Source organism: Paraburkholderia sp. (genome assembly GCF_028283785.1).
In the GTDB taxonomy this organism is placed as follows: Bacteria; Pseudomonadota; Gammaproteobacteria; order Burkholderiales; family Burkholderiaceae; genus Paraburkholderia.
On record NZ_JAPWKB010000004.1, the window covers coordinates 173,939 to 198,642 of the forward strand.

At 61.6% G+C, this 24,704-nt stretch carries 24 protein-coding genes, 1 tRNA gene and 1 pseudogene; 19 read left to right on the forward strand and 7 right to left on the reverse strand.

Features of this window, described 5'->3' with window-relative positions; all coding sequences use genetic code 11:
* The first annotated feature begins 4 nt into the window (after positions 1-4).
* From lptA to PW947_RS04010, 9 genes are all read left to right on the forward strand, one after another.
* The gene (gene lptA, locus PW947_RS03970; protein ID WP_299629767.1) at positions 5-688 is read left to right on the forward strand and encodes a lipopolysaccharide transport periplasmic protein LptA; all 684 of its coding nucleotides are present in this window, start codon (positions 5-7) and stop codon (positions 686-688) included.
* A complete protein-coding gene (gene lptB, locus PW947_RS03975; protein WP_299629768.1) occupies positions 685-1,473 on the forward strand; it encodes an LPS export ABC transporter ATP-binding protein in 789 nt (262 codons plus the stop codon). Before lptA ends, lptB begins: the two co-directional genes overlap by 4 nt.
* Before the next feature lie 225 nt (positions 1,474-1,698).
* The gene (locus tag PW947_RS03980; RefSeq protein WP_299629769.1) at positions 1,699-3,207 is read left to right on the forward strand and encodes an RNA polymerase factor sigma-54; all 1,509 of its coding nucleotides are present in this window, start codon (positions 1,699-1,701) and stop codon (positions 3,205-3,207) included.
* Positions 3,208-3,378: 171 nt separating this feature from the next.
* On the forward strand, positions 3,379-3,738 hold the full coding sequence (gene raiA, locus PW947_RS03985; protein ID WP_299629770.1) for a ribosome-associated translation inhibitor RaiA: 360 nt from the start codon (positions 3,379-3,381) through the stop codon (positions 3,736-3,738).
* A gap of 1,165 nt (positions 3,739-4,903) precedes the next feature.
* Complete coding sequence (gene ltrA, locus PW947_RS03990) at positions 4,904-6,604, forward strand: group II intron reverse transcriptase/maturase (RefSeq protein WP_299629771.1); 1,701 nt, start codon at positions 4,904-4,906, stop codon at positions 6,602-6,604.
* Between the two features lie 246 nt (positions 6,605-6,850).
* The gene (gene ptsN, locus PW947_RS03995) at positions 6,851-7,306 is read left to right on the forward strand and encodes a PTS IIA-like nitrogen regulatory protein PtsN (protein WP_299629772.1); all 456 of its coding nucleotides are present in this window, start codon (positions 6,851-6,853) and stop codon (positions 7,304-7,306) included.
* Between the two features lie 141 nt (positions 7,307-7,447).
* A complete protein-coding gene (gene hprK, locus PW947_RS04000; protein WP_299629773.1) occupies positions 7,448-8,416 on the forward strand; it encodes an HPr(Ser) kinase/phosphatase in 969 nt (322 codons plus the stop codon).
* Positions 8,417-8,531: 115 nt separating this feature from the next.
* Positions 8,532-9,425, forward strand: a complete 894-nt coding sequence (gene rapZ, locus PW947_RS04005; protein WP_299629774.1) for an RNase adapter RapZ — start codon at positions 8,532-8,534, stop codon at positions 9,423-9,425.
* A 38-nt stretch (positions 9,426-9,463) separates the two neighbouring features.
* Complete coding sequence (locus PW947_RS04010; protein ID WP_299629775.1) at positions 9,464-10,096, forward strand: LON peptidase substrate-binding domain-containing protein; 633 nt, start codon at positions 9,464-9,466, stop codon at positions 10,094-10,096.
* A gap of 75 nt (positions 10,097-10,171) precedes the next feature.
* Here the strand turns inward: PW947_RS04010 and mutY are convergent.
* A pseudogene (gene mutY, locus PW947_RS04015) lies at positions 10,172-11,270 on the reverse strand (A/G-specific adenine glycosylase).
* A 7-nt stretch (positions 11,271-11,277) separates the two neighbouring features.
* Positions 11,278-12,108, reverse strand: coding sequence for a bifunctional DNA-formamidopyrimidine glycosylase/DNA-(apurinic or apyrimidinic site) lyase (gene mutM, locus PW947_RS04020; protein ID WP_299629776.1), 831 nt, complete (start codon positions 12,106-12,108; stop codon positions 11,278-11,280).
* A gap of 86 nt (positions 12,109-12,194) precedes the next feature.
* Between mutM and PW947_RS04025 the strand changes: the two genes are divergently transcribed.
* From PW947_RS04025 to hisC, 8 genes are all read left to right on the forward strand, one after another.
* Positions 12,195-14,033: a tetratricopeptide repeat protein gene (locus tag PW947_RS04025; protein ID WP_299629777.1), complete on the forward strand. Its 1,839-nt coding sequence runs from the start codon at positions 12,195-12,197 to the stop codon at positions 14,031-14,033.
* Positions 14,033-14,662 carry a lipoprotein insertase outer membrane protein LolB gene (lolB, locus tag PW947_RS04030; protein ID WP_299629778.1) on the forward strand — a complete coding sequence of 210 codons (630 nt, stop codon included), beginning with the start codon at positions 14,033-14,035 and terminating at the stop codon, positions 14,660-14,662. The genes PW947_RS04025 and lolB overlap by 1 nt, the downstream gene beginning before the upstream one ends.
* A gap of 33 nt (positions 14,663-14,695) precedes the next feature.
* Positions 14,696-15,577, forward strand: a complete 882-nt coding sequence (gene ispE, locus PW947_RS04035; RefSeq protein WP_299629779.1) for a 4-(cytidine 5'-diphospho)-2-C-methyl-D-erythritol kinase — start codon at positions 14,696-14,698, stop codon at positions 15,575-15,577.
* Positions 15,578-15,629: 52 nt separating this feature from the next.
* Positions 15,630-15,706: transfer RNA gene (locus PW947_RS04040), tRNA-Gln, on the forward strand.
* A 47-nt stretch (positions 15,707-15,753) separates the two neighbouring features.
* Positions 15,754-16,710, forward strand: a complete 957-nt coding sequence (locus tag PW947_RS04045) for a ribose-phosphate pyrophosphokinase (protein ID WP_299629800.1) — start codon at positions 15,754-15,756, stop codon at positions 16,708-16,710.
* Between the two features lie 156 nt (positions 16,711-16,866).
* Positions 16,867-17,481 carry a 50S ribosomal protein L25/general stress protein Ctc gene (locus PW947_RS04050; protein WP_299629801.1) on the forward strand — a complete coding sequence of 205 codons (615 nt, stop codon included), beginning with the start codon at positions 16,867-16,869 and terminating at the stop codon, positions 17,479-17,481.
* A 155-nt stretch (positions 17,482-17,636) separates the two neighbouring features.
* A complete protein-coding gene (pth, locus tag PW947_RS04055; protein WP_299629780.1) occupies positions 17,637-18,239 on the forward strand; it encodes an aminoacyl-tRNA hydrolase in 603 nt (200 codons plus the stop codon).
* A 46-nt stretch (positions 18,240-18,285) separates the two neighbouring features.
* Positions 18,286-19,356 carry a histidinol-phosphate transaminase gene (gene hisC / locus PW947_RS04060; RefSeq protein ID WP_299629781.1) on the forward strand — a complete coding sequence of 357 codons (1,071 nt, stop codon included), beginning with the start codon at positions 18,286-18,288 and terminating at the stop codon, positions 19,354-19,356.
* Between the two features lie 20 nt (positions 19,357-19,376).
* Here the strand turns inward: hisC and PW947_RS04065 are convergent, their stop codons facing one another.
* From PW947_RS04065 to rsmD, 3 genes are all read right to left on the reverse strand, one after another.
* Positions 19,377-19,634, reverse strand: a complete 258-nt coding sequence (locus PW947_RS04065) for a YfhL family 4Fe-4S dicluster ferredoxin (protein WP_299629782.1) — start codon at positions 19,632-19,634, stop codon at positions 19,377-19,379.
* Between the two features lie 65 nt (positions 19,635-19,699).
* Positions 19,700-20,209: a pantetheine-phosphate adenylyltransferase gene (gene coaD / locus PW947_RS04070; RefSeq protein WP_299629783.1), complete on the reverse strand. Its 510-nt coding sequence runs from the start codon at positions 20,207-20,209 to the stop codon at positions 19,700-19,702.
* A gap of 113 nt (positions 20,210-20,322) precedes the next feature.
* On the reverse strand, positions 20,323-20,937 hold the full coding sequence (gene rsmD / locus PW947_RS04075) for a 16S rRNA (guanine(966)-N(2))-methyltransferase RsmD (protein WP_299629784.1): 615 nt from the start codon (positions 20,935-20,937) through the stop codon (positions 20,323-20,325).
* 252 nt (positions 20,938-21,189) lie between these two features.
* Here rsmD and ftsY point away from each other — a divergent pair, with 252 nt between their 5' ends.
* Positions 21,190-22,347: a signal recognition particle-docking protein FtsY gene (gene ftsY, locus PW947_RS04080; protein WP_299629785.1), complete on the forward strand. Its 1,158-nt coding sequence runs from the start codon at positions 21,190-21,192 to the stop codon at positions 22,345-22,347.
* A gap of 118 nt (positions 22,348-22,465) precedes the next feature.
* On the opposite strand, the gene maiA is transcribed toward ftsY, so the two are convergent.
* Both maiA and PW947_RS04090 read right to left on the reverse strand, forming a co-directional pair.
* Complete coding sequence (gene maiA, locus PW947_RS04085; RefSeq protein WP_299629786.1) at positions 22,466-23,110, reverse strand: maleylacetoacetate isomerase; 645 nt, start codon at positions 23,108-23,110, stop codon at positions 22,466-22,468.
* Between the two features lie 73 nt (positions 23,111-23,183).
* Entirely contained in the window at positions 23,184-23,882 is a 699-nt protein-coding gene (locus PW947_RS04090) for a fumarylacetoacetate hydrolase family protein (protein ID WP_299629787.1), read from the reverse strand.
* A 239-nt stretch (positions 23,883-24,121) separates the two neighbouring features.
* Between PW947_RS04090 and ybiB the strand changes: the two genes are divergently transcribed.
* Positions 24,122-24,704, forward strand: a 583-nt coding sequence (gene ybiB / locus PW947_RS04095) for a DNA-binding protein YbiB (protein ID WP_299629788.1), incomplete at its 3' end; no start/stop codon positions are given.

A 24,704-nucleotide genomic window follows, 5' to 3' on the forward strand; every position in this document is an offset into this window, starting at 1 on the left:
CTGCATGAACGAATCGTTCCCCCGTTTTGATACCGGCCGCGCAAGCGCGCTCACCGCATGCCGCGCCGCAATGGCCGCGCTGCTGGTCGCGTTGCCGCTCGCCGGTTTTGTGCCCGGTTTCGCGTCGCTCGCGCATGCCGAGCGTGCCGACAAGGACAAGCCGCTGAATATCGAAGCGGACAACATGACCTATGACGATCTGAAACAGGTCAACATTTTCACCGGCCACGTGGTCGCGACCAAAGGCACGATCGTCATCAAGGCGGATCGCGTCGAAGTCACGCAAGATCCGCAGGGCTATCAGTACGCGACCGGCACGTCGTCGGGCAGCAATCTGTCTTACTTCAGGCAAAAGCGTGATGGCGTCGACGAAAACATCGAAGGCACGGCCATCCGCATCGACTACGACGGCAAGCAGGACCTGACCACGCTGACCACCAACGCCACCGTGCGACGTCTGCAAGGGATGTCCACCGTGATGGACGAAGTGCACGGCAGCGTGATCACGTACGACGGTCAGAAAGATTTCTACACGGCGAAGGCCGGCAAGGACGTCGCTACGCCGGGCAATCCGAGCGGTCGCGTGCGCGCCATGCTGGCGCCGCGTAACGGCGGTGCAGCACCGCTGACCGGCGCATCCGCGACGCTCGCGCCGTCGAACACGATCAAGGGAGCGCCGAACCAGTGAGCACCACACCGACTACCCTGCCCGCCCGCAAGCCGGCCGGCACCAGCAGCTCGCTGGTGGTTCGCAACCTGAAGAAACGCTACGGCTCGCGCACGGTCGTCAAGGACGTGTCGCTCGACGTGAAAAGCGGCGAAGTGGTCGGCTTGCTCGGCCCGAACGGCGCGGGTAAGACCACGTCGTTCTACATGATCGTCGGGCTGGTACCGACCGATGCCGGCGAGATCGATCTCGACGGCAAATCGATCGGCCTGTTGCCCATTCACAAGCGCGCATCGCTCGGTCTGTCGTATCTGCCGCAGGAAGCGTCGGTGTTTCGCAAGCTGACCGTCGAGCAGAACATTCGCGCCGTGCTCGAACTGCAACTCGGCGACAACGGCAAGCGCCTGTCGAAAGACGCCATTTCATCACGCACCGAAGCGCTGCTCGACGAACTGCAAATCGGCCATCTGCGTGAAAATCCGGCGCTGTCGCTGTCGGGCGGCGAGCGTCGGCGGGTCGAAATCGCGCGCGCGCTGGCCACTAATCCGAGCTTCATCCTGCTCGACGAACCATTCGCGGGTGTCGATCCGATCGCGGTGCTGGAAATCCAGAAGATCGTCAAGTTCCTGAAGCAGCGCAACATCGGCGTGCTGATCACGGACCACAACGTGCGCGAGACGCTGGGCATCTGCGACCACGCCTACATCATCAGCGACGGCAGCGTGCTTGCGGCCGGCGCCCCCAGCGACATCATCGAAAACGAAAACGTGCGGCGCGTCTATCTGGGCGAGCATTTCCGCATGTAGTCTCACCTGCCGGGCGTGAGTGCGATGCCGCACTGCACGCCCGCGCATTTCGCACGCGTGGCAACGCGGCGCGTTCAATATTCTTGACAGTGAGTTTGGCCCCGTGCGGCGCGCAACAGCGCGTCCGGACGGCCTCGCGGCGCACGCGCGGGGCACGCGTGTAATTGCGAATGTCGCAAGGTATCGCGCTCGTGGCAAACTCTTTACAATGAATCACAACCTGCCATGAAAGCCAGCCTCCAACTCCGCCTGTCGCAGCATCTTGCGCTGACCCCTCAACTGCAACAGTCCATCCGGCTGCTGCAGCTTTCCACGCTGGAATTGCAGCAGGAAGTCGCGATGGCGGTGTCGCAGAACCCGCTGCTCGAGAACGAGGACGACTGGATCACCAGCCCGCTGCGCGTCGCCGCAGATGGCTCGCTGATCACTCAGGCGCCGAACTCCGCACCGCCGGATCAGATGGGTGGTCAATCGTCGTCCACGTCGTCCAGCGAGCGCGCCGAAAACGGCGAGCCGCAGGGCGTCGACGAATACAACGGCCTCGCATCCGACAGCAACGGCGACGCCAGTCAGTGGAATCTCGACGAATACGGCCGCTCCGGCAACGCGTCCGACGACGACGACCTGCCGCCGCTGCAAATCCACGAATCCAGCACGTCACTGCGCGATCACCTGATGGCGCAACTCCGCGTCACGCAGGCCGGTCAACGGGACCGTGCGCTGGTGACTTTTCTGATCGAATCGCTCGACGACGACGGTTATCTGACTGCCACGCTCGACGAAGTGATGGCCGACCTGCCGGACGAGCTGGAAGTCGATCTCGACGAACTCAATGCGGCGCTTGCGCTGCTGCATAGCTTCGATCCGGCTGGCGTAGGTGGGCGTTCCGCTTCCGAATGCCTGAAGCTGCAACTTTTGCGGCTCGATGCATCGCCCACGCGCACGCTTGCGCTCGACATCTGCGCACATCATCTGGAACTTCTCGCCGCGCGAGATTTCACACGTTTACGGAAACACCTGAAGGCCAGCGACGACGACATGCGCGATGCGCATATGTTGATCCGCTCGCTCGAACCGTTTCCCGGTGCCGCATACGGCAAGGCCGAAGCGGACTACGTGGTGCCCGACATCATGGTGCGCAAGACGGCACAAGGATGGCAGGCGGAACTGAATCCGGAGGTAGTGCCGAAGCTGCGAATCAACCATCTGTACGCGAATATCCTGCGCAATAACCGCGGTGATCCGGGCAGTGGTTCGCTGCGTCAGCAGCTTCAGGAAGCGCGCTGGCTGATCAAGAATATCCAGCAAAGATTCGAGACGATCCTGCGTGTCGCGCAGGCTATTGTCGAGCGTCAGAAGAGCTTTTTCGTGCACGGCGAAATTGCCATGCGCCCCTTGGTTTTGCGGGAAATAGCTGATACGCTGGGTTTACACGAGTCAACTGTCTCGCGTGTGACAACCGGTAAGTACATGCTCACCCCGTTCGGGACGCTTGAATTTAAGTACTTCTTCGGATCGCACGTTTCGACTGACACGGGCGGTGCGGCGTCTTCCACGGCGATCCGCGCGCTCATCAAGCAACTGATAGGAGCAGAAGAGCCGAAATCTCCTCTTTCAGACAGTCGCATAGCCGAGTTGCTGGCAGAACAGGGTTTCGTGGTCGCACGGCGCACCGTAGCGAAGTACCGCGAAGCGCTCAGGATCCCAGCAGTCAACCTGCGCAAGTCTCTGTAGCCCGTCGCCTCCTGCGGCGGGTATTTTCCGGCCGCGCCGCTGTTTGGCGGACAGGCCGGCCGATACGACCTGCCAGATGTCAGTCACGGGGGACGACACAGGCGAGCCGACAGATCGACCGGCACTTCCCTATTCATGCGGACCAGGCGGCCATCAGCTTGGAGAAGCACTATGAATCTGAAGATCAGTGGACACCATCTCGAAGTAACGCCAGCGTTGCGCGAATACGTGATCACCAAACTGGATAGGGTGCTAAGACATTTCGATCAGGTAATCGACGGCAGTGTGGTCCTCTCGGTCGACAACCACAAGGAAAAGGAAAAGAGGCAGAAGGTTGAAATTAACCTGCATCTGAAGGGAAAGGACATTTTCGTCGAAAGCTGTGACGGCGACCTGTACGCCGCGATCGATCTGATGATCGACAAGCTGGATCGACAGGTTCTGCGTCACAAGGATCGCCTGCAAGGCCATCAGCACGAAGCGATCAAGTACCAGCCGCTGGCACAGCAGATCGAAGTGCCGCCGCAATAAGGAAGGCCGGAAGCCTTACCTTTCCCCCGCTAAACCGCCCGGATACGGGCGGTTTTTCATTGCGCGCCACAAGGTGCAACCCGTTCCTGTCGCGCCGCACCATCCGTGCCTACCCTGTTCTATAATGTTCCGGTTAGTGCGACACGTCGCATCGACTTTAGGCGGGCGCAAGCCCTCCCATTTGGTGACACCTTGAGGTCACCCTTGTTAGTAGCAACGGGCTCTCAACCTATCAGAGAGTCACTGCCGTAGACGTGCAACAGCGCCCGCGCTGAGGTACGTAATTGCATGAACCTGATTACCGTCAGGTCCGCCCGGTTAGCGGCTTCAACTCCGCTAATCAAGCGGATTGGAGTATGTAATTCCCCTGCCTTGGGGCAACGGTTTGCTGCAAGGTCGAGCGAAAGCTCGGTATGTCATTGTTCGGCCTCATCGGTTTCATTGTGAGGTAGTGAACCTGCTGCGCGACCAGCAGTAGCCTAGGAGGACATGCGCCACTGGTAACGGTGGGGTGTGAAGCTTCTCCGACAACGTAGCCCCCGGATATTTCGGGCAAAATGCTGCCGCGAGGTCGCATTTTGGAGACTCCTAGCAGCAATGGGGTTGAGGAGCTAGGCTGGCTGAGATGGTTAATGTAAGTGAACTGCTGATAAACCCCGTAAACATTGTGGTGCCGAAGCTGCTGTGGCATCAACCAAACGGTATGTGGCTAGTTACCTCGTTTAACTGTCGGGGTACGTCGCTGTTGCGCCACCGGGGAAGAGGCGGGACCTAAGTCAGTCATGTGATATGCCGGGAACGTGGTAAGCCTGTATGGTTGCCAGCGCGGTCTGGCTGGCAGGCGAACCGTAAGGGACGCTGTTGATTGTGCAGGTATGGGAGGACGGAAAAAGCGAAGGTCGGGCTGTAATGGTCCGGATAGGGGTTGAGACATTACTCCACGCGAAAGCGGGCAGACTTCCGTCTGGTCTACCGTCGCAAGACGGCTGACTACCCTCTGTAACTTGGTTAGATGCGGGCGCATGCGCCCGTATTGTGGTTTCTGTCCGAGATACGAGTGCATGCACTCATATTGAGGTTTCTGTCGTTCCCCAGCGGGGTGTGTCTTCCCCGCTGGGGGAGATGCGCCTTCTGCCGGGGATCTAATCCAAGGTAGGAGAGCAGCATGAAAGTATCTGGTCGAAAGACCGGATCTGCGCTTTCCCACGCGCCGGACAACTGGCACGCCGTAGATTGGCGTCGGGTTGAACGGAACGTGAGAGGGATGCAGATTCGAATTGCGAAGGCGACGCGGGAAGGCGACTGGCGCAGGGTAAAAGCCCTGCAACGGATGTTGACCCGCACGTTGTCCGCAAAGCTGTATGCGGTACGACGTGTTACGCAGAACCAGGGTGCGCGAACGGCTGGAGTCGATCGCGAATTATGGGATTCGCCTGAGAGCCGATGGGAAGCTGTCGGCAGGTTGAAGCGGCGCGGATACAAGCCTCTGCCATTACGGAGAGTCTTTATCCCCAAGGCCAATGGGAAGGAGCGCCCTCTGGGCATTCCGACCATGCGGGACAGGGCGATGCAAGCTCTGTATCTGTTGGCCTTGGAGCCAGTGTCGGAATCGACGAGCGACCCGAACTCTTACGGGTTCAGGTTAAACCGCTCGACGGCTGACGCTATGGCTCAGATCCGTGTCTGCGTATCCAAGAAGGCTTCGGCCCATTGGTTACTGGAGGCGGATATCCGAGGATGTTTTGACCACATCAACCATGACTGGTTGGAAACTCACGTCCCAATGGACCGGGGAATCCTGCGACAGTGGTTGAAAGCTGGCCTGATTTATAACGGTCAGCTACAGGCGACTGAGGCCGGTACGCCGCAGGGAGGAATCATCTCCCCAACGCTTGCTAATGTCACACTGAATGGGCTGGAACGAGACTTGGGTTTGCACCTCGGTGTCAAATTCGGTTTAGAAAAAGCCAAGAAGCTAAAAGTCCACGTGGTGCGATACGCGGATGACTTCGTGATAACCGGTGACTCGCGAGAGATACTGGAACAGGAAGTCAAGCCTTGGGTGGAAGCATTTCTCTCGGAGAGAGGGCTGCAGTTGTCCGAGGAGAAAACGCGGATCACTCACATTGACCAAGGCTTCGATTTCCTAGGGTGGAATTTCCGGAAATACTCGGGAAAACTCATCATCAAGCCGAGCAAGAAAAACGCGCAAGCGTTCTATCGCAAGGTGGCGGAAACAATCAGTGGCAGGAAGACGGTAAGACAGGAGAACTTGATTCGCCTGCTGAACCCGATGCTGCGGGGTTGGGCGCAATATCACCACCCTGTATCTGCCAAGCAGGCGTACAGCCGCATGGATCACCTGGTTTTCCAGAGGCTCTGGCGGTGGTCGAAGCGGCGACATCCACAAAAGAACGCTGACTGGGTGAAGAAAAAGTATTTTCACACTGTCGGCGAACGAAGCTGGGTGTTTGGTGCTTCCGTAGTTCGTGACGATGGCAGTAAGGGGCTGCTTGAGCTGTACCACCTCAGCGGTACGGTCATCAAGCGACACAAGAAAATCAAAGGAGAGTTCAATCCCTTTGATCCTTTGTGGGAAGAGTACGGCGAGCAGTTGCGGCAGGAGCGTATGTGGGTCTCAATGCGCTACCGCAAGCAATGGGCGACCCTGTACATGTCACAAAGCGGGTTATGCGCGCATTGTGGCTGTGCACTGACGGATGAATCGGGCTGGCACGACCACCATCTGGAGTATCGGATGCATGGCGGTACCGACGCTTTGTCCAACCGGGTGCTGCTCCACCCCCACTGCCATCAGCAAGTGCATACTGGTAATATTGCTGTAGTGAAGCCGGTTCCGCATTAAGCGGAACTTTGATAGTAGGCTCGAGCTGTATGCGGGGAAACTCGCACGTACAGTTCCTAGGGGGCTCCTCATCCGCAAGGATGGGGGGCTACCCTACCTATCGGGGTCTATCTCGGGGTCTGTCGGGGCATCAGCCGGAGTCCTGCATGTTTTTGGGTTCCGCGCACATCGCCGTGAGCAGCGAGCACGGAATATCACTCATACGCCACAGCGAGAAATACTCAGGCCTCGTGTCCGCCTGCCAACATGAATCGTCTAGCCAAATTTCTTCCCCTCGAAAACGTCGTCGTCGGACTGTCCGTCACTAGCAAGAAGCGCGTGTTCGAGCAAGCGGGCCTGATCTTCGAAAACCAGAACGGCATCGCGCGTAGCACCGTCACCGACAATCTGTTCGCGCGCGAGCGCCTCGGGTCCACGGGACTCGGTGAAGGCGTCGCGATTCCGCACGGCCGGATCAAAGGCTTGAAGCAGCCGCTCGCCGCGTTTGTCCGCCTGGCGGAGCCGATCGCGTTCGAAGCACCCGACGGTCAGCCGGTGTCGCTGCTGATTTTCCTGCTGGTGCCCGAACAGGCCACCCAGCAACATCTGGAAATTCTGTCGGAAATCGCCCAGCTGCTGTCGGATCGCGACGCTCGCGAGCGTCTGCACACCGAACAGGACCCGGACGCGTTGCATCGCCTGCTCACTCAGTGGCAACCTTGACACATGGCCGCTCGCCGCCACCCGGCGAGCGTGGTCACGTGTCAAAACCGGCGCGCATGAAAACGGTCCGGTTCGTACAAAATGCCGGCGTTGCCGGTCAGCGTCAGCGCGAATAGCGGCCCACACTGGAGTCACGGACTCATGGATACGTCCAGCATCAACGCCCAAAGCATTTTTGACGACAATGCCGCCACGCTGAAACTCAGCTGGCTGACGGGGCATGAAGGCTGGGAGCGCGGCTTCTCGGCGGAAACTGTGGCGTACGCCACGTCGAGCGCCGACCTCGTCGGCCACTTGAACCTGATCCACCCGAACCGCATCCAGGTGCTCGGCGAAGCCGAAATCGACTACTACCAGCGTCAGGTCGACGACGACCGTTCGCGCCACATGGCCGAACTGATCGCGCTGGAGCCGCCATTCCTGGTGGTCGCCGGCGGCGTCACCGCCCCGCCGGAACTGGTGCTGCGCTGCACCCGCTCGTCCACGCCGCTGTTCACCACGCCCATGTCGCCCGCCGCGGTGATCGACAGCCTGCGTCTGTACATGTCGCGCATCCTCGCGCCGCGCGCCACGTTGCACGGCGTATTTCTCGACATTCTGGGGATGGGCGTGCTGCTGACCGGCGATTCCGGCCTCGGCAAGAGCGAACTCGGGCTGGAACTGATCAGCCGCGGCCACGGCCTCGTGGCCGACGACGCCGTTGATTTCGTCCGGCTCGGCCCGGATTTCGTCGAAGGACGCTGCCCGCCGCTGCTGCAAAACCTGCTCGAAGTGCGCGGCCTCGGCTTGCTCGACATCAAGACGATCTTCGGTGAAACAGCCGTGCGCCGCAAAATGAAGCTCAAGCTGATCGTTCAGCTGGTGCGTCGGCCGGACGGCGAATTCCAGCGCCTGCCGCTCGAAAGCCAGACCGTCGACGTGCTCGGCCTGCCCATCAGCAAGGTCACGATTCAGGTGGCCGCCGGCCGAAATCTCGCGGTGCTGGTCGAAGCGGCCGTCCGCAACACCATCCTGCAATTGCGCGGCATCGACACGCTGCGCGATTTCATGGACCGTCAACGTCTTGCGATGCAAGATCCCGACAGCCAGTTTCCGGGCAAGCTGATTTAAGCCCGATGTGACCACACCACGCGCCGCAAGCCTTGCGGCGCGGGCCTGGCGGCCGCAACGGGCCGCGCGCGACAAGTCCGGATGCTATGATGAAACGTACGCCCTTGAAGACTCCATGCGCATTATCCTGATCACCGGAATCTCCGGCTCCGGCAAATCCGTTGCGTTGAACGCGCTGGAAGACGCGGGCTACTACTGCGTCGACAACCTGCCGCCGCGCTTCCTGCCGCAACTCGCCACCTACCTCGCCGACGACGGCCAGGACCGCCTCGCAGTCGCCATCGACGCGCGCTCGAGCGCCTCGCTCGACGAAATGCCCGCGATGATCCGCGACCTGTCGCGCGAACACGATGTGCGCGTGCTGTTCCTCAACGCGAGCACGCAATCGCTGATTCAACGCTTCTCCGAAACCCGTCGCCGGCATCCGCTGTCGGGCTCCGCATCGCACGATGCCGACGTCGGTTTGCTGACCTCGCTCGAAGAAGCGATCGACCGCGAGCGTGAACTGGTCGCGGGCCTGGTCGAGTTCGGCCATCAGATCGACACCAGCAATCTGCGCTCGAACGTGCTGCGCGCGTGGGTCAAGCGCTTCATCGAACAGGAACACACCGGCCTCGTGCTGATGTTCGAATCGTTCGGTTTCAAGCGCGGCGTGCCGCTCGACGCCGACTACGTATTCGACGTCCGCACGCTGCCCAACCCGTATTACGATCGGGAATTGCGTCCGCTGACCGGGCTCGACAAACCGGTGATCGATTTTCTGGAAGCGTTGCCGGTGGTGCGCGACATGATCGCGGACATCGAGGCGTTTCTGGTCAAGTGGCTGCCGCATTTCCGCGACGACAATCGCAGTTATCTGACCGTCGCCATCGGATGTACCGGCGGACAGCACCGGTCGGTATTCATCGCCGAGACGCTCGCCGCACGTCTCGCGAGCAAGGCGAGTGTGATCGTGCGGCATCGTGACGCGCCGGTCGACGCCGGCGTCTCGTCGAAGTTAGTGGCTTAACCGGCCGCGCCGCGCGGCCTCAACTGAAGCGTTGCGCCATGTCCCTTGATCCTGTGCTTGCCGATTTGCCGCTGTTTCCGTTGCATACCGTGCTGTTTCCCGACGGCATGCTGCCGCTGAAAATCTTCGAAGCGCGCTATCTGGATATGGCGCGCGGCTGTCTGCGCGAGAAAACGCCGTTCGGCGTGTGCATGCTGAAAAGCGGCGGCGAGGTTGCGCATCCGGACGAGCCGTCGGTGCCGGAGACGATCGGTTGTCTTGCCGACATTGAGCAATGCGATGTCGACGAATTCGGGATGTTGTTGATCCGCGCACGCGGCACGCGCCGTTTCCGTCTGCTGTCGCATCGTGCCGAACCGGACGGTTTGCTGGTGGGCATGGCCGAGATGTTGCCCGCAGACCAGCCGCTCGAAGGCCCCGACCATCTCGCGCAATTCGGCGCGTGCGCGGAAGTGCTGGAACGGATCATCGCGACGATCCAGGAACGCGATCCGGACAGTTTGCCGTTCGCCGAACCGTTCAGGCTCGACGATCCGGCGTGGGTGTCGAACCGGCTCTCGGAAGTGCTGCCGATCGCGCTGCGAGCACGCCAGACGCTGATGGAAATGACCGACGCCGGCTCGCGGATCGAAGCCGTTCATCACTACATGCAGCAGCATCAGTTGCTGTGAATCCGCTTTGCATCTGCACTGACTGAAAGCACAACGCGTGGAAAACGCGGCCGTCCTGCCGGACGGCCGGCGCGTTCACAGCAACGAACCGTGCAATCCATCGAGCAGTTTGCGCACCGGCGCCGGTACACCGTACGCGTCGAGATTGCGTAGCGGCACCCACACCGTCTCCGCGTCCGCGAGCGTCAGATGCGCGTCGACGCCGTCGCTGCGTTCGACCAGTCGCGGCTCGATATCCAGCTTGAAATGCGTGAACACATGCGTCATCGGCGTCAGCGGCCACACGACGCTGCCGCCGCCGAACGCCAGCGCGCGCTCGGCCAGCGCGGCTTCGTCGGCGGCTTCGGGCAAGCTCCACAAACCACCCCAGATGCCCGACGGCGGACGCTTTTCGAGCATCACCGTATCGCCGTCGCGCAACACCAGCATCCACGTTCGACGCGTCGGCACGGTCTTCTTCGGACGCGGCGTCGGCAGTTCGCGTTGACGATTGGTCACGTTCGCCACGCAATCGACGGCAAACGGACAGCGCACGCAATCGGGCTTGCCGCGCATACAAAGCGTCGCGCCGAGATCCATCAAGCCCTGCGTGTACGCGCTGACGTCGTCGTCGCTGGCCTCAGTGGGCAATAGCGACTCCGCGAGCGTCCACATTGCGTTCTCGATACGCTTTTCGCCCGGGAAACCTTCGACGCCGTATGCCCGCGCGAGCACGCGCTTCACGTTGCCGTCGAGGATGGTTGCGCGCGCACCGAACGCGAACGACGCGATTGCCGCTGCGGTCGAACGTCCGATGCCCGGCAGTTCCGCGAGCGCCTCGACCGACACCGGAAACGCGCCACCGTGTTGCCCGACGACCGCCTGCGCGCAGCGATGCAAATTGCGCGCACGCGAGTAATAGCCGAGCCCGGCCCATAACGCCATCACGTCGTCGAGCGGCGCGGCGGCGAGCGCGGTCGACGTCGGGGAAGCGCGCGAGAAAACGCGCGTAGTACGGAATCACCGTGGACACCTGCGTCTGCTGCAGCATGATTTCCGACAGCCAGATCCGGTACGCATCACGCGTGTTTTGCCACGGTAGATCATGGCGGCCATGCTCGCGCTGCCAGGTGATCAGACGCGCGGAAAATCCGGAAGGACCGGACAACGACAAAGGCGAAGACAGTGAGGACATTGTTTGTTTAGCGCTGACAGCTCGGGCAGTAATAAGTGGAACGCTGGCCCTGAACGATCTGTTTGATTGCGGTTCCGCACACGCGGCACGGCAGACCCGCGCGATCATAGACGAAATAGTCGAGCTGGAAATAACCGCTCTCGCCGTTACTGCCGACAAAATCGCGCAACGTGCTGCCGCCCTTCTCGATCGCGGCGGCCAGCGTCACGCGAACGGCGTCGGCGAGCAGGTCGTAGCGCACCAGCGACACCTTGCCGGCGGCAGTGCTCGGACGAATTCCGGCGCGGAACAGACTTTCGGATGCATAGATATTGCCCACGCCCACGACGATATCGCCGGCCAGCAATGCCTGTTTGACCGACACACTTCGTCCGCGCGTTTTACGATGCATCAATGCGCCGGAAAACGCGGGCGAAAACGGTTCGACGCCGAGTCTGGCAAGCAATGGATGATCGAACACGTCGCCCGCTTCGCGCGGATGCCACAGTACGGCTCCGAAGCGGCGCGGGTCGCGATAGCGCAAAATGAAGTCGTCGAAGATCCAGTCGACGTGGTCGTGTTTTGCTGCGGACGGCGGGTGCGGTATGTGACGCAATACGCGAAGCGTACCGGTCATGCCGAGATGAACGATGAACCAGCCTGCGTCGATTTCGAACAGCAGATATTTGCCGCGCCGCTCGACCTTTCGTACCGTATGGCCGCGCAAGGTCTGTGCAAGGTCGGCGGGAATCGGCCAACGCAGCGCGGGCGTGCGAACATCGACGCGCTCGACGCGGCGACCGGTGACGTAGGGTTCGATTCCCCGTCGGGTAACCTCAACTTCTGGCAACTCTGGCATGTCTGACTGGTCTGCAACTTGCGTGGGTGGTTGTGCGCTTATTGTAGCGAGCGCGTTACAATCGTCCGAAACTTGAACGGATATCCATGAACTTGTCCTTCGTGAAGCAGTTTTCCAAGCGTGCGTCGCGCGTATCGCTCGTGCCGCGCGCAGTCTCCGCTCGCCGTCTGCTCGGAGCCGCCGTACTTGCCGTCTGGGCGCTGGCCGCATTGCCCGCCCATGCGCAAGATCCTTCGCCGGATTCGGACGACAACGTTTCGATTCCCGACTCGCTCGGGTCGCAAGGTGCGGACGACGAAAAAAATCTGCCTGCGGTTCCGTTGAGCAGCCAGATCGTGTTTCAGGTGCTCGCGGCGGAAGTCGCACTGCAACGCGATCAACCGGCGCCTGCGTATCAAACGTATCTCGCGCTCGCTCGCGACACGCACGATCCGCGCATGGCGCAACGCGCGACCGAAATCGCGCTGGCCGCGCAAAGCCCGTCCGATGCGCTGACCGCCGCACAACTGTGGCAACAGTATGCACCGACGTCGGAGCGTGCTGCGCAGCTCGACGCGTCGCTGCTGGTGCTGTCCGGCAAGCCCGACGACGCCGCGCCGATCCTCGCTCGCGAACTCGCCAAGGTGCCGGTCGACAATCGCGGCAGCGCGATCCTCGCGTTGCAATTGCTGCTGTCGCGCGGACCGAATCGCGTCGGCGGACTGCACGTGCTGCAGGATCTGGTGAAGAACGACCTGAACCGGCCGGAAGCGCAACTCGCGCTGGCCCGTCAGCAACTCGCCGCCGACGATCAACCCGGCGCGCGCAAGTCGCTCGAACAGGCGTTGAAGCTGAAGCCCGACTATCTGCCGGCCGCGTTGATGCTGTCGCAGATGGGCCCGGAAGAGCGCAAGGAAGGCATCGCGTCGCTCGAAAAATACGTTCAGCAGAACCCGAAATCGCACGATGCGCGTCTTGCGCTGGCGCAGATGTATCTCGCCAGCGACCGTCTCGACGACGCGCAAAAGCAGTTCGAGGTAATGCATAAGGACAACGCGAACGACCTGACGCCGCTGATGGCGCTGGGTCTGATCAAGATTCAGCAGAAGAATTTCCCCGAGGCGCAGAACTATCTGACGCAATACGCGCAGAAAGCCGAAGCGACGCCGGGCGCGGATGCCGGTCAGGCGTACATCTATCTGGCGCAGTTGTCGCTGGAACAGAAGAACGACGTCGCCGCGAGCAACTGGCTGAACAAGATTTCGCCGTCCAGCCAGCAATACGTGCCCGCGCAGATCACGCGCGCGCAGTTGCTCGAAAAGCAGGGCAAGCCCGACGACGCCCGCAAGCTGCTGGCTGCATTGCAGACACCCGATCCGCGCGATCAGGCGATGATCGCGCGGACCGACGCCGCGATCCTGTTCGATGCGAAGCGTTTTCCGGAAGCTGAAACGCGTCTCGCACAAGCCACGTCCGACTTCCCGACAGATCCCGATCTCGCGTACGACTACGCGATGGCAGCGGAGAAAAACGGCCACTACGACGTGATGGAATCGCAGTTGCGCAAGCTGATCCAGACGCAGCCCGACAATCCGCAGGCGTACAACGCGCTCGGTTATTCGCTGGCCGATCGCGGCCAGCGCCTGCAGGAAGCCGACAAGCTGGTCGAGAAAGCATCGACGCTCGCGCCGAACGACGCGTTCATCATGGATAGCGTGGGCTGGGTCAAGTACCGTCTCGGCGATACCAACGACGCGATCAAGGTACTGCGCAAGGCGTACGAGTTGCAACCGAACGCTGAAATCGGCGCGCATCTGGGCGAAGTGTTGTGGAAGAGCGGCGACCAGGATCAGGCGCGCGCGGCATGGCGCGAAGCGAAGAAGCTTGAACCCGACAACGACACGCTCGTCAAAACGCTTCAACGTTTTCAGGTGAACGACCTCTGATGCTTCGTCTCTTTTCCCTGAGCGCAGGCGGCGCGTCGCGCGCCACCTGTGCGTTCGCTGCGGCGTCGCTGTTCGTGCTGGCCGGTTGCGCGTCGGTGAAGCCGCAAGGCCCGTCCACGTCAAATGCAGCGACGTCGTTGACCACGCAGACGAATCGCTCGCATCACGGCCGGTTCGCGATCCAGTACAACGATCAGAACGGTCAGCAACGTAACGCCTATGGCAACTTCGACTGGCAGGAAACGGGCGATACCGTCACGCTGCAATTGCGCAATCCGCTCGGACAGACGCTCGCGATCGTGACCTCGTCGCCGGCTTCGGCCACGCTCGAATTGCCCAATCGTCAGCCGCTGACCGCCGACAACGTGTCCACGCTGATGCAGAACGCGCTGGGTTTTGCGTTGCCGGTCGAAGGTTTGCGCTACTGGTTGCAGCCGTCGGCGGCGCCTACGTCGCGCGCGAAGACTGTGCAGGACCCGCAAGATCCGACCCGTCTGAAGGAAATCGATCAGGACGGCTGGACGATCAACTATCTCGCCTATGCCGACGCACCCGCGCCCGGGCCGAAGCGCGTCGATCTGAGCCGCACCGAGCCGCCGCTCGATATCAAGCTCGTGCTGGACCAGTAACGCGGCCGCCCCTCGCCTGACCATCACAGAATCATGATTGAAACGAACGATTCGCTGCGCGACTGCCTCGCGCCCGCGAAACTGAACCTCTTCCTGCACATCACCGGGCGTCGTCCGGACGGTTATCACGCGCTGCAAACGGTGTTTCAGTTGCTCGATTGGGGTGACACGCTGCACTTCAAGCGCCGCGACGACGGCCAGATCACGCGCGACACCGACATCCCCGGCGTGCCCGCCGCCACCGACCTCACGGTCCGGGCGGCGACGCTGCTGAAGGCGCATACAGGCACCGACGCCGGCGTCGAAATCGCCATCGACAAGCGCCTGCCGATGGGCGCAGGCCTCGGCGGCGGAAGCTCCGACGCCGCGACGACCCTGCTCGCGCTGAACCGACTTTGGAAGCTCGATCTGCCGCGTGAAGAGCTGCAAACCCTCGCGTTAAAACTCGGCGCCGACGTGCCATTTTTCATTTTTGGAAAAAATGCGTTCGCGGAGGGTGTCGGAGAGGCACTTGACGTTGTACAATTGCCGCCGCGTTATTTCCTAGTTGTGACGCCCCGAGTCAACGTTCCAACCGCAGAGATTTTTTCTGAAAAGTTGTTGACAAGGGATACGAAGCCAGTCACAATCACGGTCTTTCTTGCACAGCAAAGCTTGAGCGAAAAGTGGCCAGACAGTTTTGGTCACAATGACATGCAAGCAGTTGTCGTGAGAAAATACGCGGAAGTAGCGCAGGTGCTGCGATGGTTTGATAACATTGCGCCGGCGCGGATGACCGGATCAGGTGCTAGCGTTTTCGCAGCGTTTGACAGCAAAGGTGAAGCAGAAATGGTGCAAGCCAAACTGCCAGCCGGTTGGCAAAGCGCTGTAACAGCAAGTCTCGATTCGCATCCACTCTTCACTTTCGCGTCATAAGTTTTGCGTCGTCGAACGGTCCTACACGTTCGGTGAAGCTCAAAGTTAGTGTAGGGGAGTCGCCAAGTTGGTTAAGGCACCGGATTTTGATTCCGGCATTCGAGGGTTCGAGTCCTTCCTCCCCTGCCAAAATTTCTCGCATTTCCTCTCGCCCCCCAGCCTGAAACAGGTGCATGATGAGCAGCCATGACGGCCTGATGGTTTTTACTGGCAACGCGAATCCCGCGCTTGCACAGGAAGTCGTCAAAATCCTCGGTATTCCCCTCGGCAAAGCAATGGTGAGCCGTTTTTCTGACGGCGAAATCTCTGTCGAAATTCAGGAAAACGTGCGTGGCAAGGACGTCTTCGTCCTCCAGTCCACCTGCGCGCCAGCCAATGACAATCTGATGGAACTGATGATCATGGTCGATGCGCTCAAACGCGCATCCGCTGGCCGGATCACTGCTGCCATCCCCTATTTCGGCTATGCCCGTCAAGATCGACGCCCGCGTTCGGCGCGCGTCGCTATCTCGGCGAAGGTCGTGGCGAACATGCTGGAAATCGCCGGCGTCGAGCGGATCCTGACCATGGATCTGCACGCCGACCAGATTCAAGGCTTCTTCGATATCCCCGTCGACAACATCTATGCAACGCCCGTGCTGCTCGGCGATCTGCGCAAGCAGAATCACGAGAACCTGCTGGTCGTGTCGCCGGACGTTGGCGGTGTGGTCCGCGCCCGTGCGCTAGCGAAGCAGCTGAACTGCGATCTCGCCATCATCGACAAGCGTCGTCCGAAAGCGAACGTCGCGGAAGTGATGAACATCATCGGTGAAGTCGAAGGCCGTACCTGCGTGATCATGGACGACATGGTCGACACCGCCGGCACGCTCTGCAAGGCAGCGCAAGTTCTGAAAGCGCGTGGCGCAGTCAAGGTTTTCGCGTACGCCACGCACCCGGTTCTGTCCGGCGGCGCAGGCGCACGGATCGCTGCATCGGCGCTCGACGAACTGGTCGTGACGGACACCATTCCGCTCGGCGAAGAAGCCCGTTCGTGCTCGAAGATCCGCTCGCTGACGAGCGCAGGCCTGCTCGCCGAAACGTTCTCGCGCATTCGTCGCGGCGATTCGGTGATGTCGCTCTTCGCTGAAAGTTAAGTATTTGCAAAAGGCGCGGTTCCGAAAGGTGCCGCGCTTTTGCACAATCGGCGCGAACGGACGAAGGTTCGCGCCGCCAGTCTGGGGCCTCTGCCTGATGGCGTGAAGGCCCCGCTTTTTTACTGCCTGGTCGCGGGCAGTGCATGGAGATTCAACATGAAAGTAGTCGCTTTCGAGCGTAGTCTGCAAGGTACGGGTGCGAGCCGCCGCCTGCGTATTTCCGGCAAGACGCCGGCAATCGTTTATGGCGCAAGTGCTGAACCGCAACTGATCGAGCTCGATCACAACGCACTTTGGCACGCGCTGAAGAAAGAAGTTTTCCACTCGTCGATCCTCGAGCTGGAAGTGGCAGGCAAGTCGCAACAGGTTCTGCTGCGCGACGTGCAATACCACCCGTTCCGTCAGCTCGTGCTGCACGTGGACTTCCAACGCGTCGACTCGTCGAAGAAGCTGCACACCAAGGTGCCGCTGCACTTCATGAACCAGGAAAACAACCCGGCAGTGAAACTGTCGAGCGCTGTGATCTCGCACGTCGTCAACGAAATCGAAGTCGAGTGCCTGCCGTCGGCACTGCCGGAATTCCTCGAAGTCGACCTGGCGAAGATCGAAGCTGGTCAATCGCTGCACGCCAAGGACATCACGTTGCCGGCTGGCGTCACGCTGGTTCCGCACGTTGAAGCTGAAAACCCGGTGATCGCTGCTGCAACGATCCCGGCTGGCGCCGTCGCTGACGAAGCCGCTGCTGGCGAAGGCGAAACGCCGGCCGCGTAAGCGCGCTCTCCTCTCGATCCGTTGCAACATCACGGACGATATGACCCGCCGCGGTTCGCCCCGGCGGGTTTTTTTTCGGCTGTTTTTTGTTAGTTTAGCGATTCACTTCAAGGCCACGCGGCGCGCCGCAGCCTGTCTCTCACACTGAATTCATCATGATCAAGCTGATCGTCGGGCTCGGCAATCCGGGCGCCGAATACACCGCGACCCGTCACAACGCCGGCTTCTGGCTCATCGATCAACTCGCGCGCGACGCCGGCACCACGCTGCGCGACGAGCGGCGCTTTCACGGCTTCTACGCAAAAGGGCGGCTTCACGGCGAAGAAGTGCATCTGCTGGAACCGATGACCTACATGAACCGCTCGGGCCAGTCGGTCGTGGCGGTGGCGCAATTCTTCAAGATCCTGCCGGACCAGATTCTGGTCGCGCATGACGAACTCGATCTGTCGCCCGGCACGGTGAAGCTGAAGCTCGGCGGCGGAAGCGGCGGCCACAACGGTCTGAAGGACATCTCCGCGCATCTGTCGTCGCAACAATACTGGCGGCTGCGGATCGGCATCGGTCATCCGCGCGACCTGATTCCCGAAAGCGCTCGCGCCGGCGCGAAACCGGACGTCGCGAACTTCGTGCTGAAGCCGCCGCGCAAGGAAGAACAGGACGTGATCGACGCGTCGATCGAGCGTTCGCTGGCGGTGATGCCGATGATCGTCAAAGGCGAACTCGAACGCGCGATGATGCAGTTGCATCGCAACCCGTAAGCGCGTTTTATCTTTTTTACGTCTTCACGCCGAACAGGAGGCCCGTTTGAGCCGCTACTGGAGCGACATCGTTCATCGTTTGACGCCTTATGTGCCGGGCGAACAGCCCGCCGTCGCGCATCCGGTGAAGCTGAACACCAACGAGAATCCGTACCCGCCGTCGCCGCGCGTGCTCGACGCGATCCGCGCCGAACTCGGCGACCACGCGGAATCGCTGCGCCGTTATCCGGATCCGACCGCGCGCGTGTTGCGCGAGACCGTCGCCGCTTTTCACGGCTTGCGCAGCGAGCAGGTGTTCGCCGGAAATGGCTCGGATGAAGTGCTCGCGCTGACGTTTCAGGCGCTTCTGAAGCACGACAAACCCGCGCTCTTTCCTGACATCACGTACAGCTTTTATCCGACCTACGCGCGACTTTTCGACGTCGAATACCGGACTGTGCCGGTGGATGACGCGCTCGCGATTCGCGTCGACGACTACCTGACGCCGAACGGCGCAGTACTGCTGCCCAATCCGAACGCGCCGACAGGCCGTCCCTTGCCGTTGTCGGAAATCGAGCGTCTGGTGTCGGGCAATCCGGATTCCGTGGTCTTAATCGACGAGGCGTATGTGGATTTCGGCGCGGAATCGGCCATTTCGCTCATTGATCGCTATCCGAATCTGCTGGTCGTGCACACGGTGTCGAAATCACGGTCGCTGGCGGGCATGCGCGTGGGTTTCGCGTTCGGACATCCGGCGCTGATCGACGCGTTGAATCGCGTGAAAGACAGCTTCAATTCGTATCCGCTCGACCGCTTGGCGCAAGCCGCCGCGACGGCGTCGTATCAGGATGACGTGTGGTTCCGCGAGACCTGCGCGAGAGTCGTGGCGAGCCGGGAACGGTTGACGGCCGGTTTGGAGGCCGTGGGTTTCGACGTCGTGCCGTCGGCGGCGAATTTCGTATTCGCCCGGCACGAAGCGCACGACGCGGCGACCGTAGCCGCGCGTCTGCGAGAAAAAGAGATTTTCGTGCGCCATTTCAAGGCGCCGCGAATCGATCAGTATCTGCGTATTTCGGTCGGCACCGACGCTGAATGCGACACGCTGCTCGACGCGTTGCGCGCCGTGCTCAACGCCTGAGCATAATGGTCAGCACGCGTTCAGACGTCTTTCGACGCCTGCAACGCGTGATACTTCGCCATCAGCCCATCCGGTGTTTCCAGATGCTCGGGATCGCGCGGAATACATTCGACCGGGCACACCTGGATGCACTGCGGCTCATCGAAATGGCCCACGCATTCGGTGCATTTGCGCGGGTCGATCACATAGATTTCCGTGCCCATCGAAATCGCGTCGTTCGGGCACTCGGGCTCGCACACGTCGCAATTGATGCATTCGTCGGTAATCATCAAGGCCATACTTCTCTCACTTCCCGCCGGCGCCGGGCCGGCAAACGTTACGTCCGGCGCCTAGTTTACGCCGGTTACGGCTGGCCTGCCGAGCCGTCCTGCGGCAATGCGGCGACCTTCTCCTTCAGCCACTTCTCCACCGACGGGAACACGAACTTGCTGACGTCGCCGCCCAGTTGCGCGATTTCCCGGACGATCGTGCCGGAGATGAACTGATACTGGTCAGACGGTGTCATGAACATCGTCTCGACATCGGGCAGCAGATAGCGGTTCATGCCGGCCATCTGGAACTCGTATTCGAAATCGGACACGGCCCGCAAGCCCCGCACGATCACCCGCGCGTTGTTGCTGCGCACGAAGTCTTTCAGCAAGCCCTTGAAGCTCATCACCTGGACGTTCGGATAGTGGCCCAGCACTTCGTGGGCGATATCCAGACGTTCCTTCAGCGAGAAAAACGGCTTCTTGTTACGGCTGTCCGCGACGCCCACCACCAGCGTGTCGAAAATGCTGGATGCACGTCGCACGAGGTCTTCGTGACCGCGCGTGAGCGGATCGAAGGTGCCCGGATACACGGCGACTACCATGGGAGTTCTCCTCTCTTCAGACAAAGGGCACGTCAACTCGCGCCGCGAAGACGCGCTTTGCCGCCGACCGCGCACGTGACGGAAACCGCCCGGCGCTTGTTATGGAACGCGCATTATTCCTCATTTTCGCGCTGCAGCAAATGATAGTGAACCGCGCCAGCCTTACCTTGGCGGATCACGGCCCAGCCTTCCAGCACGGGCGTTTGCGCGACATCGACCGGTTCGGCGGCCTCGACATAGAGGAAACCGCCTGGCGCGACCAGCGGCACCGACAGTTCCAGCGCGCGACCCAGCAGATCGCCGTCGAACGGCGGATCGAGGAACACGACCTCGAACGACGCCGGTGCGAGGCTCGCGGCAAGCCGCAACGCATCGGCTTCCGCGATTTCGATCGATTTCGCGCCCAGTCGCGCCTGATTTGCGCGCAACTGTTCCGCTGCGCGCGCGTTGCGTTCGACCATCACCACGCGCGCCGCGCCGCGCGACGCCGCTTCGAATCCCAACGCGCCGCTTCCGGCAAACAGATCCAGACAGCGCTGACCGTCGAGCCGCTGGCCGAGCCAGTTGAATACCGTCTCGCGGACGCGGTCCGGAGTAGGACGCAAGCCGTCCAGATCGAGCACCGGCAGCGGCGTGCGCTTCCAGTCACCACCGATGATACGGATTGCGTGCGGTTTGCCACGTGCGGGCGATGCGCCTGACGCGCGGGCGGATGAAGGACGGGTCATGCGAGGATTCAGCGAGAAATTCGTACAGGAAACGGGTTGCCGTTGCGCGTGATTGCAACGGTTTGAGCGCCAACGTTACCACAGGGCCACGCGCCGCCCTACCTGGCTGAACGGCCGACGGGGGGATTCCGGGGTTGCCTGATAAAATGTGCGGCTTCCAGCGCCGTGCATCCCGCATTGCCACGCTGCCTGCCGCAGCCGCCGGACTCAACCGGCTGAAGGCAACGGCGCGCGCTCTCACCCAGTCAAACCATGTTCAGTTTTTTCAAACGATTCAAGGGTTCGAAGACGTCCGACACGGCGCCCGATGATCCGCAACTCGACACGCCCGAAGCCGAACTGGCCGAAGACGCGCCCGTCGAAGCGCCCGCTCCGCTCGCTGCGGCTCCGGCCGCAGCCGTCACACCCGTCGCACCCGTCGCACCGACCGTGTCGGCCGCGCCCGCCGTGACCGCCGCGATCGCACCGCAAGCGGTCGAGATCGTGCCGCCGCCGCAGGCCGAGGCCGCCGCGAAGCGCTCGTGGCTGACGCGCCTCAAGACCGGTCTGTCGAAAACCAGTTCGAACCTGACGGGCATTTTCGTCGGCACGAAGATCGACGAAGACCTGTACGAAGAGCTGGAAACCGCGTTGCTGATGTCCGACGCGGGCGTCGATGCGACCGAATTTCTGCTCGAAACGCTGCGTGAAACGGTTCGCGCCGAACGCCTGACCGATCCGCAGCAGGTCAAGGCCGCACTGCGCGCTCAGCTCATCACGTTGCTGAAGCCGCTCGAAAAATCGTTGATGCTGGGTCGCGCGCAACCGCTCGTGATGATGATCGCGGGCGTCAACGGTGCGGGCAAAACCACCAGCATCGGCAAGCTCGCCAAGCATCTGCAAAGCTTCGATCAAACGGTATTGCTGGCCGCCGGCGACACCTTCCGCGCCGCCGCGCGCGAGCAGCTGGCCATCTGGGGCGAGCGCAACAACGTCACGGTCGTCGCGCAGGAAAGCGGCGATCCGGCCGCGGTGATTTTCGACGCGGTCGGTGCGGCGAAGGCCCGCAAGATCGACGTGATGATGGCCGACACCGCCGGCCGTCTGCCGACCCAGTTGCATCTGATGGAAGAACTGCGCAAGGTCAAGCGCGTGATCGGCAAGGCGCTCGACGGCGCGCCGCACGAGGTGTTGCTCGTGATCGACGCGAATACCGGCCAGAACGCGCTCGCGCAAGTGAAGGCATTCGACGACGCGCTCGGCCTCACCGGCTTGATCGTCACCAAGCTCGACGGCACCGCGAAGGGCGGCATTCTGGCCGCGATCGCCCGCCAGCGGCCCATTCCGGTGTACTTCATCGGTGTCGGCGAGAAGGTCGAAGACTTGCAGCCGTTCAGCGCGGAAGAATTTTCCGACGCGTTGCTCGGTTAAGCAGGATCGACGACATCAGCGCGCTGACGGCACACGCGGTCAGACGCAAAAAAGGGCGCCCTTCGAGGCGCCCTTTTTTTCAGCTTGAATTCATCTCACGGACGATGACCCGCACCGCTCACTCGGCATCCGGCTGCGCGCCAGGCGCTGCGCGCGCAAACGCGTCGTGCTGCAACGCGTTCTCGTTGATCCGGTGGATGGTCGGGTAACGCGTCGTATCGATGTTGAACCGATGCGCGTTGAACACTTGCGGAATCAGACACAAATCCGCGACGGTCGGCGTGTCGCCAAAGCAGAACGTGCCCGTGCGCCCCGCCGCGACCAGATGCGCTTCGAGCGTCGAAAAACCCGTTTCGATCCAATGCCGGTACCACGCGTCTTTCGCCGCATCGTCGACGCCGAGCGTGCGCTTCAGATACTTCAGCACGCGCAGGTTGTCGACCGGATGAATCTCGCACGCCACCTGCAGCGCGACCGAGCGCACGTAAGCGCGTTCGACCGGCGTGGACGGCAGCAGCGGCGGCGCCGGATGCGTTTCGTCCAGATACTCGATGATCGCCAGCGACTGCTGCACGACATCGTCACCGACGATCAGCGTCGGCAGCAGCGCATCCTGATTCAGCGCACGATACGCCGGCGCCAGATGCTCGCCGCCATCGCGCACCAGATGGACCGGCACGTACTCGTAGGGCAAGCCCTTCAGGTTCAGCGCAATGCGCACGCGGTACGACGCGGAACTACGGAAATAGCTATAAAGCTTCATGCAGGACGTCTCCTCCTGTGATCTTCTGATTGACCGGCAACGCGGTTAGACAGCCTGAACGGCCTGTAACGCGTCAGATCACGCGCACGTTCAGTTCGCCCAGACCGTCCACGCCGCCCTGCATCACGTCGCCCTTCACGACCGCGCCGACACCTTCCGGCGTGCCGGTGAAAATCAGGTCGCCGGGTTGCAGTTCGAACAGCGTCGACAGATACGCGATCGTTTCCGCGACCGACCAGATCAGTTGCGACACGTCCGAGCGCTGCTTTTCCTCGCCGTTGACACTCAGCCAGATCGCGCCTTGACCGACATGGGCGCCGGAGCCGACCGGATGGATCGGGCCGATCGGCGCGGAGTGGTCGAAGCCCTTCGCGGTATCCCACGGACGACCGAGCTTCTTCGCCTCGGCCTGCAGATCGCGACGCGTCATATCGAGTCCGAGCGCGTAGCCGTAGACGTGGCCGAGCGCCGCGTCTTCCGGAATGTTCTTGCCGCCCTTGCCGATCGCCGCGACCAGTTCCATTTCGAAGTGCACGTTTTTCGACAGCGACGGATACGGGAATTCGCCGGTTTCGCCCGGCGCGACGTACAGCACGGCGTCGGCGGGTTTGCCGAAGAAGAACGGCGGCTCGCGATCCGGATCGTGGCCCATCTCGCGCGCGTGCGCTTCGTAATTGCGGCCCACGCAGTAGATGCGACGCACCGCGAATGTCTCGCTCGACCCGACGACCGGCACCGCGACGACTGGCGGCGGCGCAAACACGTAACTCATCCCGTTCTCCGTTTTCTGATGAATGCCGCCGGAAACGTCCGGCCGCAAAACATCGAGTTTAACGCCGGCGCGCGCAAGCGGGCGCGAGCCGGACACGCGGACAGCCGCACGTAAGGCACGCGTGGCCCGGCCGTAAGGCTGCTCGACGCCAGCGCCCGCATGCGATACTGAAGGCAAATCTTCTCGTCCTTTACTCTTTACTCATTACACCGCGTCGGCCCACACGACGCCCCAGTCAGATGAACGAATCCGCTTCCGCAGCCATCACGCCGTTTCCGTGCAACCGCTTCATCAAGGAGATCGGGCGCGGTCCGAACGGCGCACGTGCGCTGTCGGCAGAAGACACGCATGCGCTGTACACGGCGATGCTCGACGGCCGCGTGTCCGATCTCGAACTCGGCGCGGTGCTGCTCGCGTATCGCGTGAAAGGCGAAAGCGCCGACGAACTGGCCGCGATGCTCGCGGCTGCGCATGCGTCGTTCGAAGCGGTGCAGGTGCAGCCCGGCGCCTATCGGCCGGTGTCGATTCCGAGTTACAACGGCGCGCGCAAACAACCGAATCTGGTGCCGCTGCTCGCATTGCTGCTCGCACGCGAAGGCGTGCCGGTGCTCGTGCACGGCGTCACCACCGATCCCGGCCGCGTGACCAGCGCGGAGATCTTTACGCATTTGCAGATCGCGCCCGCGCAGAACCACGCGGAGATCGAAAGCGGACTGACGACACGGCGGCTCGCGTTCGCGCCGATCGACGTGCTCGCGCCGCAAGTCGCGCGTCTGCTCGGTTTGCGTCGACGGATGGGCGTGCGCAATTCGACGCATACGC

What these genes read in the sequence shown, in the direction of transcription:
- PW947_RS04045 (WP_299629800.1), top strand. Translation starts at nt 15,754, where the DNA reads ATGAGCAGCCATGACGGCCTGATGGTTTTTACTGGCAACGCGAATCCC.
- rapZ (WP_299629774.1), top strand. Translation starts at nt 8,532, where the DNA reads ATGCGCATTATCCTGATCACCGGAATCTCCGGCTCCGGCAAATCCGTT.
- coaD (WP_299629783.1), bottom strand. Translation starts at nt 20,209, where the DNA reads ATGGTAGTCGCCGTGTATCCGGGCACCTTCGATCCGCTCACGCGCGGT.
- lolB (WP_299629778.1), top strand. Translation starts at nt 14,033, where the DNA reads ATGCTTCGTCTCTTTTCCCTGAGCGCAGGCGGCGCGTCGCGCGCCACC.
- PW947_RS04025 (WP_299629777.1), top strand. Translation starts at nt 12,195, where the DNA reads ATGAACTTGTCCTTCGTGAAGCAGTTTTCCAAGCGTGCGTCGCGCGTA.
- maiA (WP_299629786.1), bottom strand. Translation starts at nt 23,110, where the DNA reads ATGAAGCTTTATAGCTATTTCCGTAGTTCCGCGTCGTACCGCGTGCGC.
- PW947_RS03980 (WP_299629769.1), top strand. Translation starts at nt 1,699, where the DNA reads ATGAAAGCCAGCCTCCAACTCCGCCTGTCGCAGCATCTTGCGCTGACC.
- raiA (WP_299629770.1), top strand. Translation starts at nt 3,379, where the DNA reads ATGAATCTGAAGATCAGTGGACACCATCTCGAAGTAACGCCAGCGTTG.
- ltrA (WP_299629771.1), top strand. Translation starts at nt 4,904, where the DNA reads ATGAAAGTATCTGGTCGAAAGACCGGATCTGCGCTTTCCCACGCGCCG.
- mutM (WP_299629776.1), bottom strand. Translation starts at nt 12,108, where the DNA reads ATGCCAGAGTTGCCAGAAGTTGAGGTTACCCGACGGGGAATCGAACCC.
- rsmD (WP_299629784.1), bottom strand. Translation starts at nt 20,937, where the DNA reads ATGACCCGTCCTTCATCCGCCCGCGCGTCAGGCGCATCGCCCGCACGT.
- PW947_RS04090 (WP_299629787.1), bottom strand. Translation starts at nt 23,882, where the DNA reads ATGAGTTACGTGTTTGCGCCGCCGCCAGTCGTCGCGGTGCCGGTCGTC.
- ftsY (WP_299629785.1), top strand. Translation starts at nt 21,190, where the DNA reads ATGTTCAGTTTTTTCAAACGATTCAAGGGTTCGAAGACGTCCGACACG.
- ispE (WP_299629779.1), top strand. Translation starts at nt 14,696, where the DNA reads ATGATTGAAACGAACGATTCGCTGCGCGACTGCCTCGCGCCCGCGAAA.
- ptsN (WP_299629772.1), top strand. Translation starts at nt 6,851, where the DNA reads ATGAATCGTCTAGCCAAATTTCTTCCCCTCGAAAACGTCGTCGTCGGA.
- PW947_RS04065 (WP_299629782.1), bottom strand. Translation starts at nt 19,634, where the DNA reads ATGGCCTTGATGATTACCGACGAATGCATCAATTGCGACGTGTGCGAG.
- pth (WP_299629780.1), top strand. Translation starts at nt 17,637, where the DNA reads ATGATCAAGCTGATCGTCGGGCTCGGCAATCCGGGCGCCGAATACACC.
- PW947_RS04010 (WP_299629775.1), top strand. Translation starts at nt 9,464, where the DNA reads ATGTCCCTTGATCCTGTGCTTGCCGATTTGCCGCTGTTTCCGTTGCAT.
- hprK (WP_299629773.1), top strand. Translation starts at nt 7,448, where the DNA reads ATGGATACGTCCAGCATCAACGCCCAAAGCATTTTTGACGACAATGCC.
- lptA (WP_299629767.1), top strand. Translation starts at nt 5, where the DNA reads ATGAACGAATCGTTCCCCCGTTTTGATACCGGCCGCGCAAGCGCGCTC.
- PW947_RS04050 (WP_299629801.1), top strand. Translation starts at nt 16,867, where the DNA reads ATGAAAGTAGTCGCTTTCGAGCGTAGTCTGCAAGGTACGGGTGCGAGC.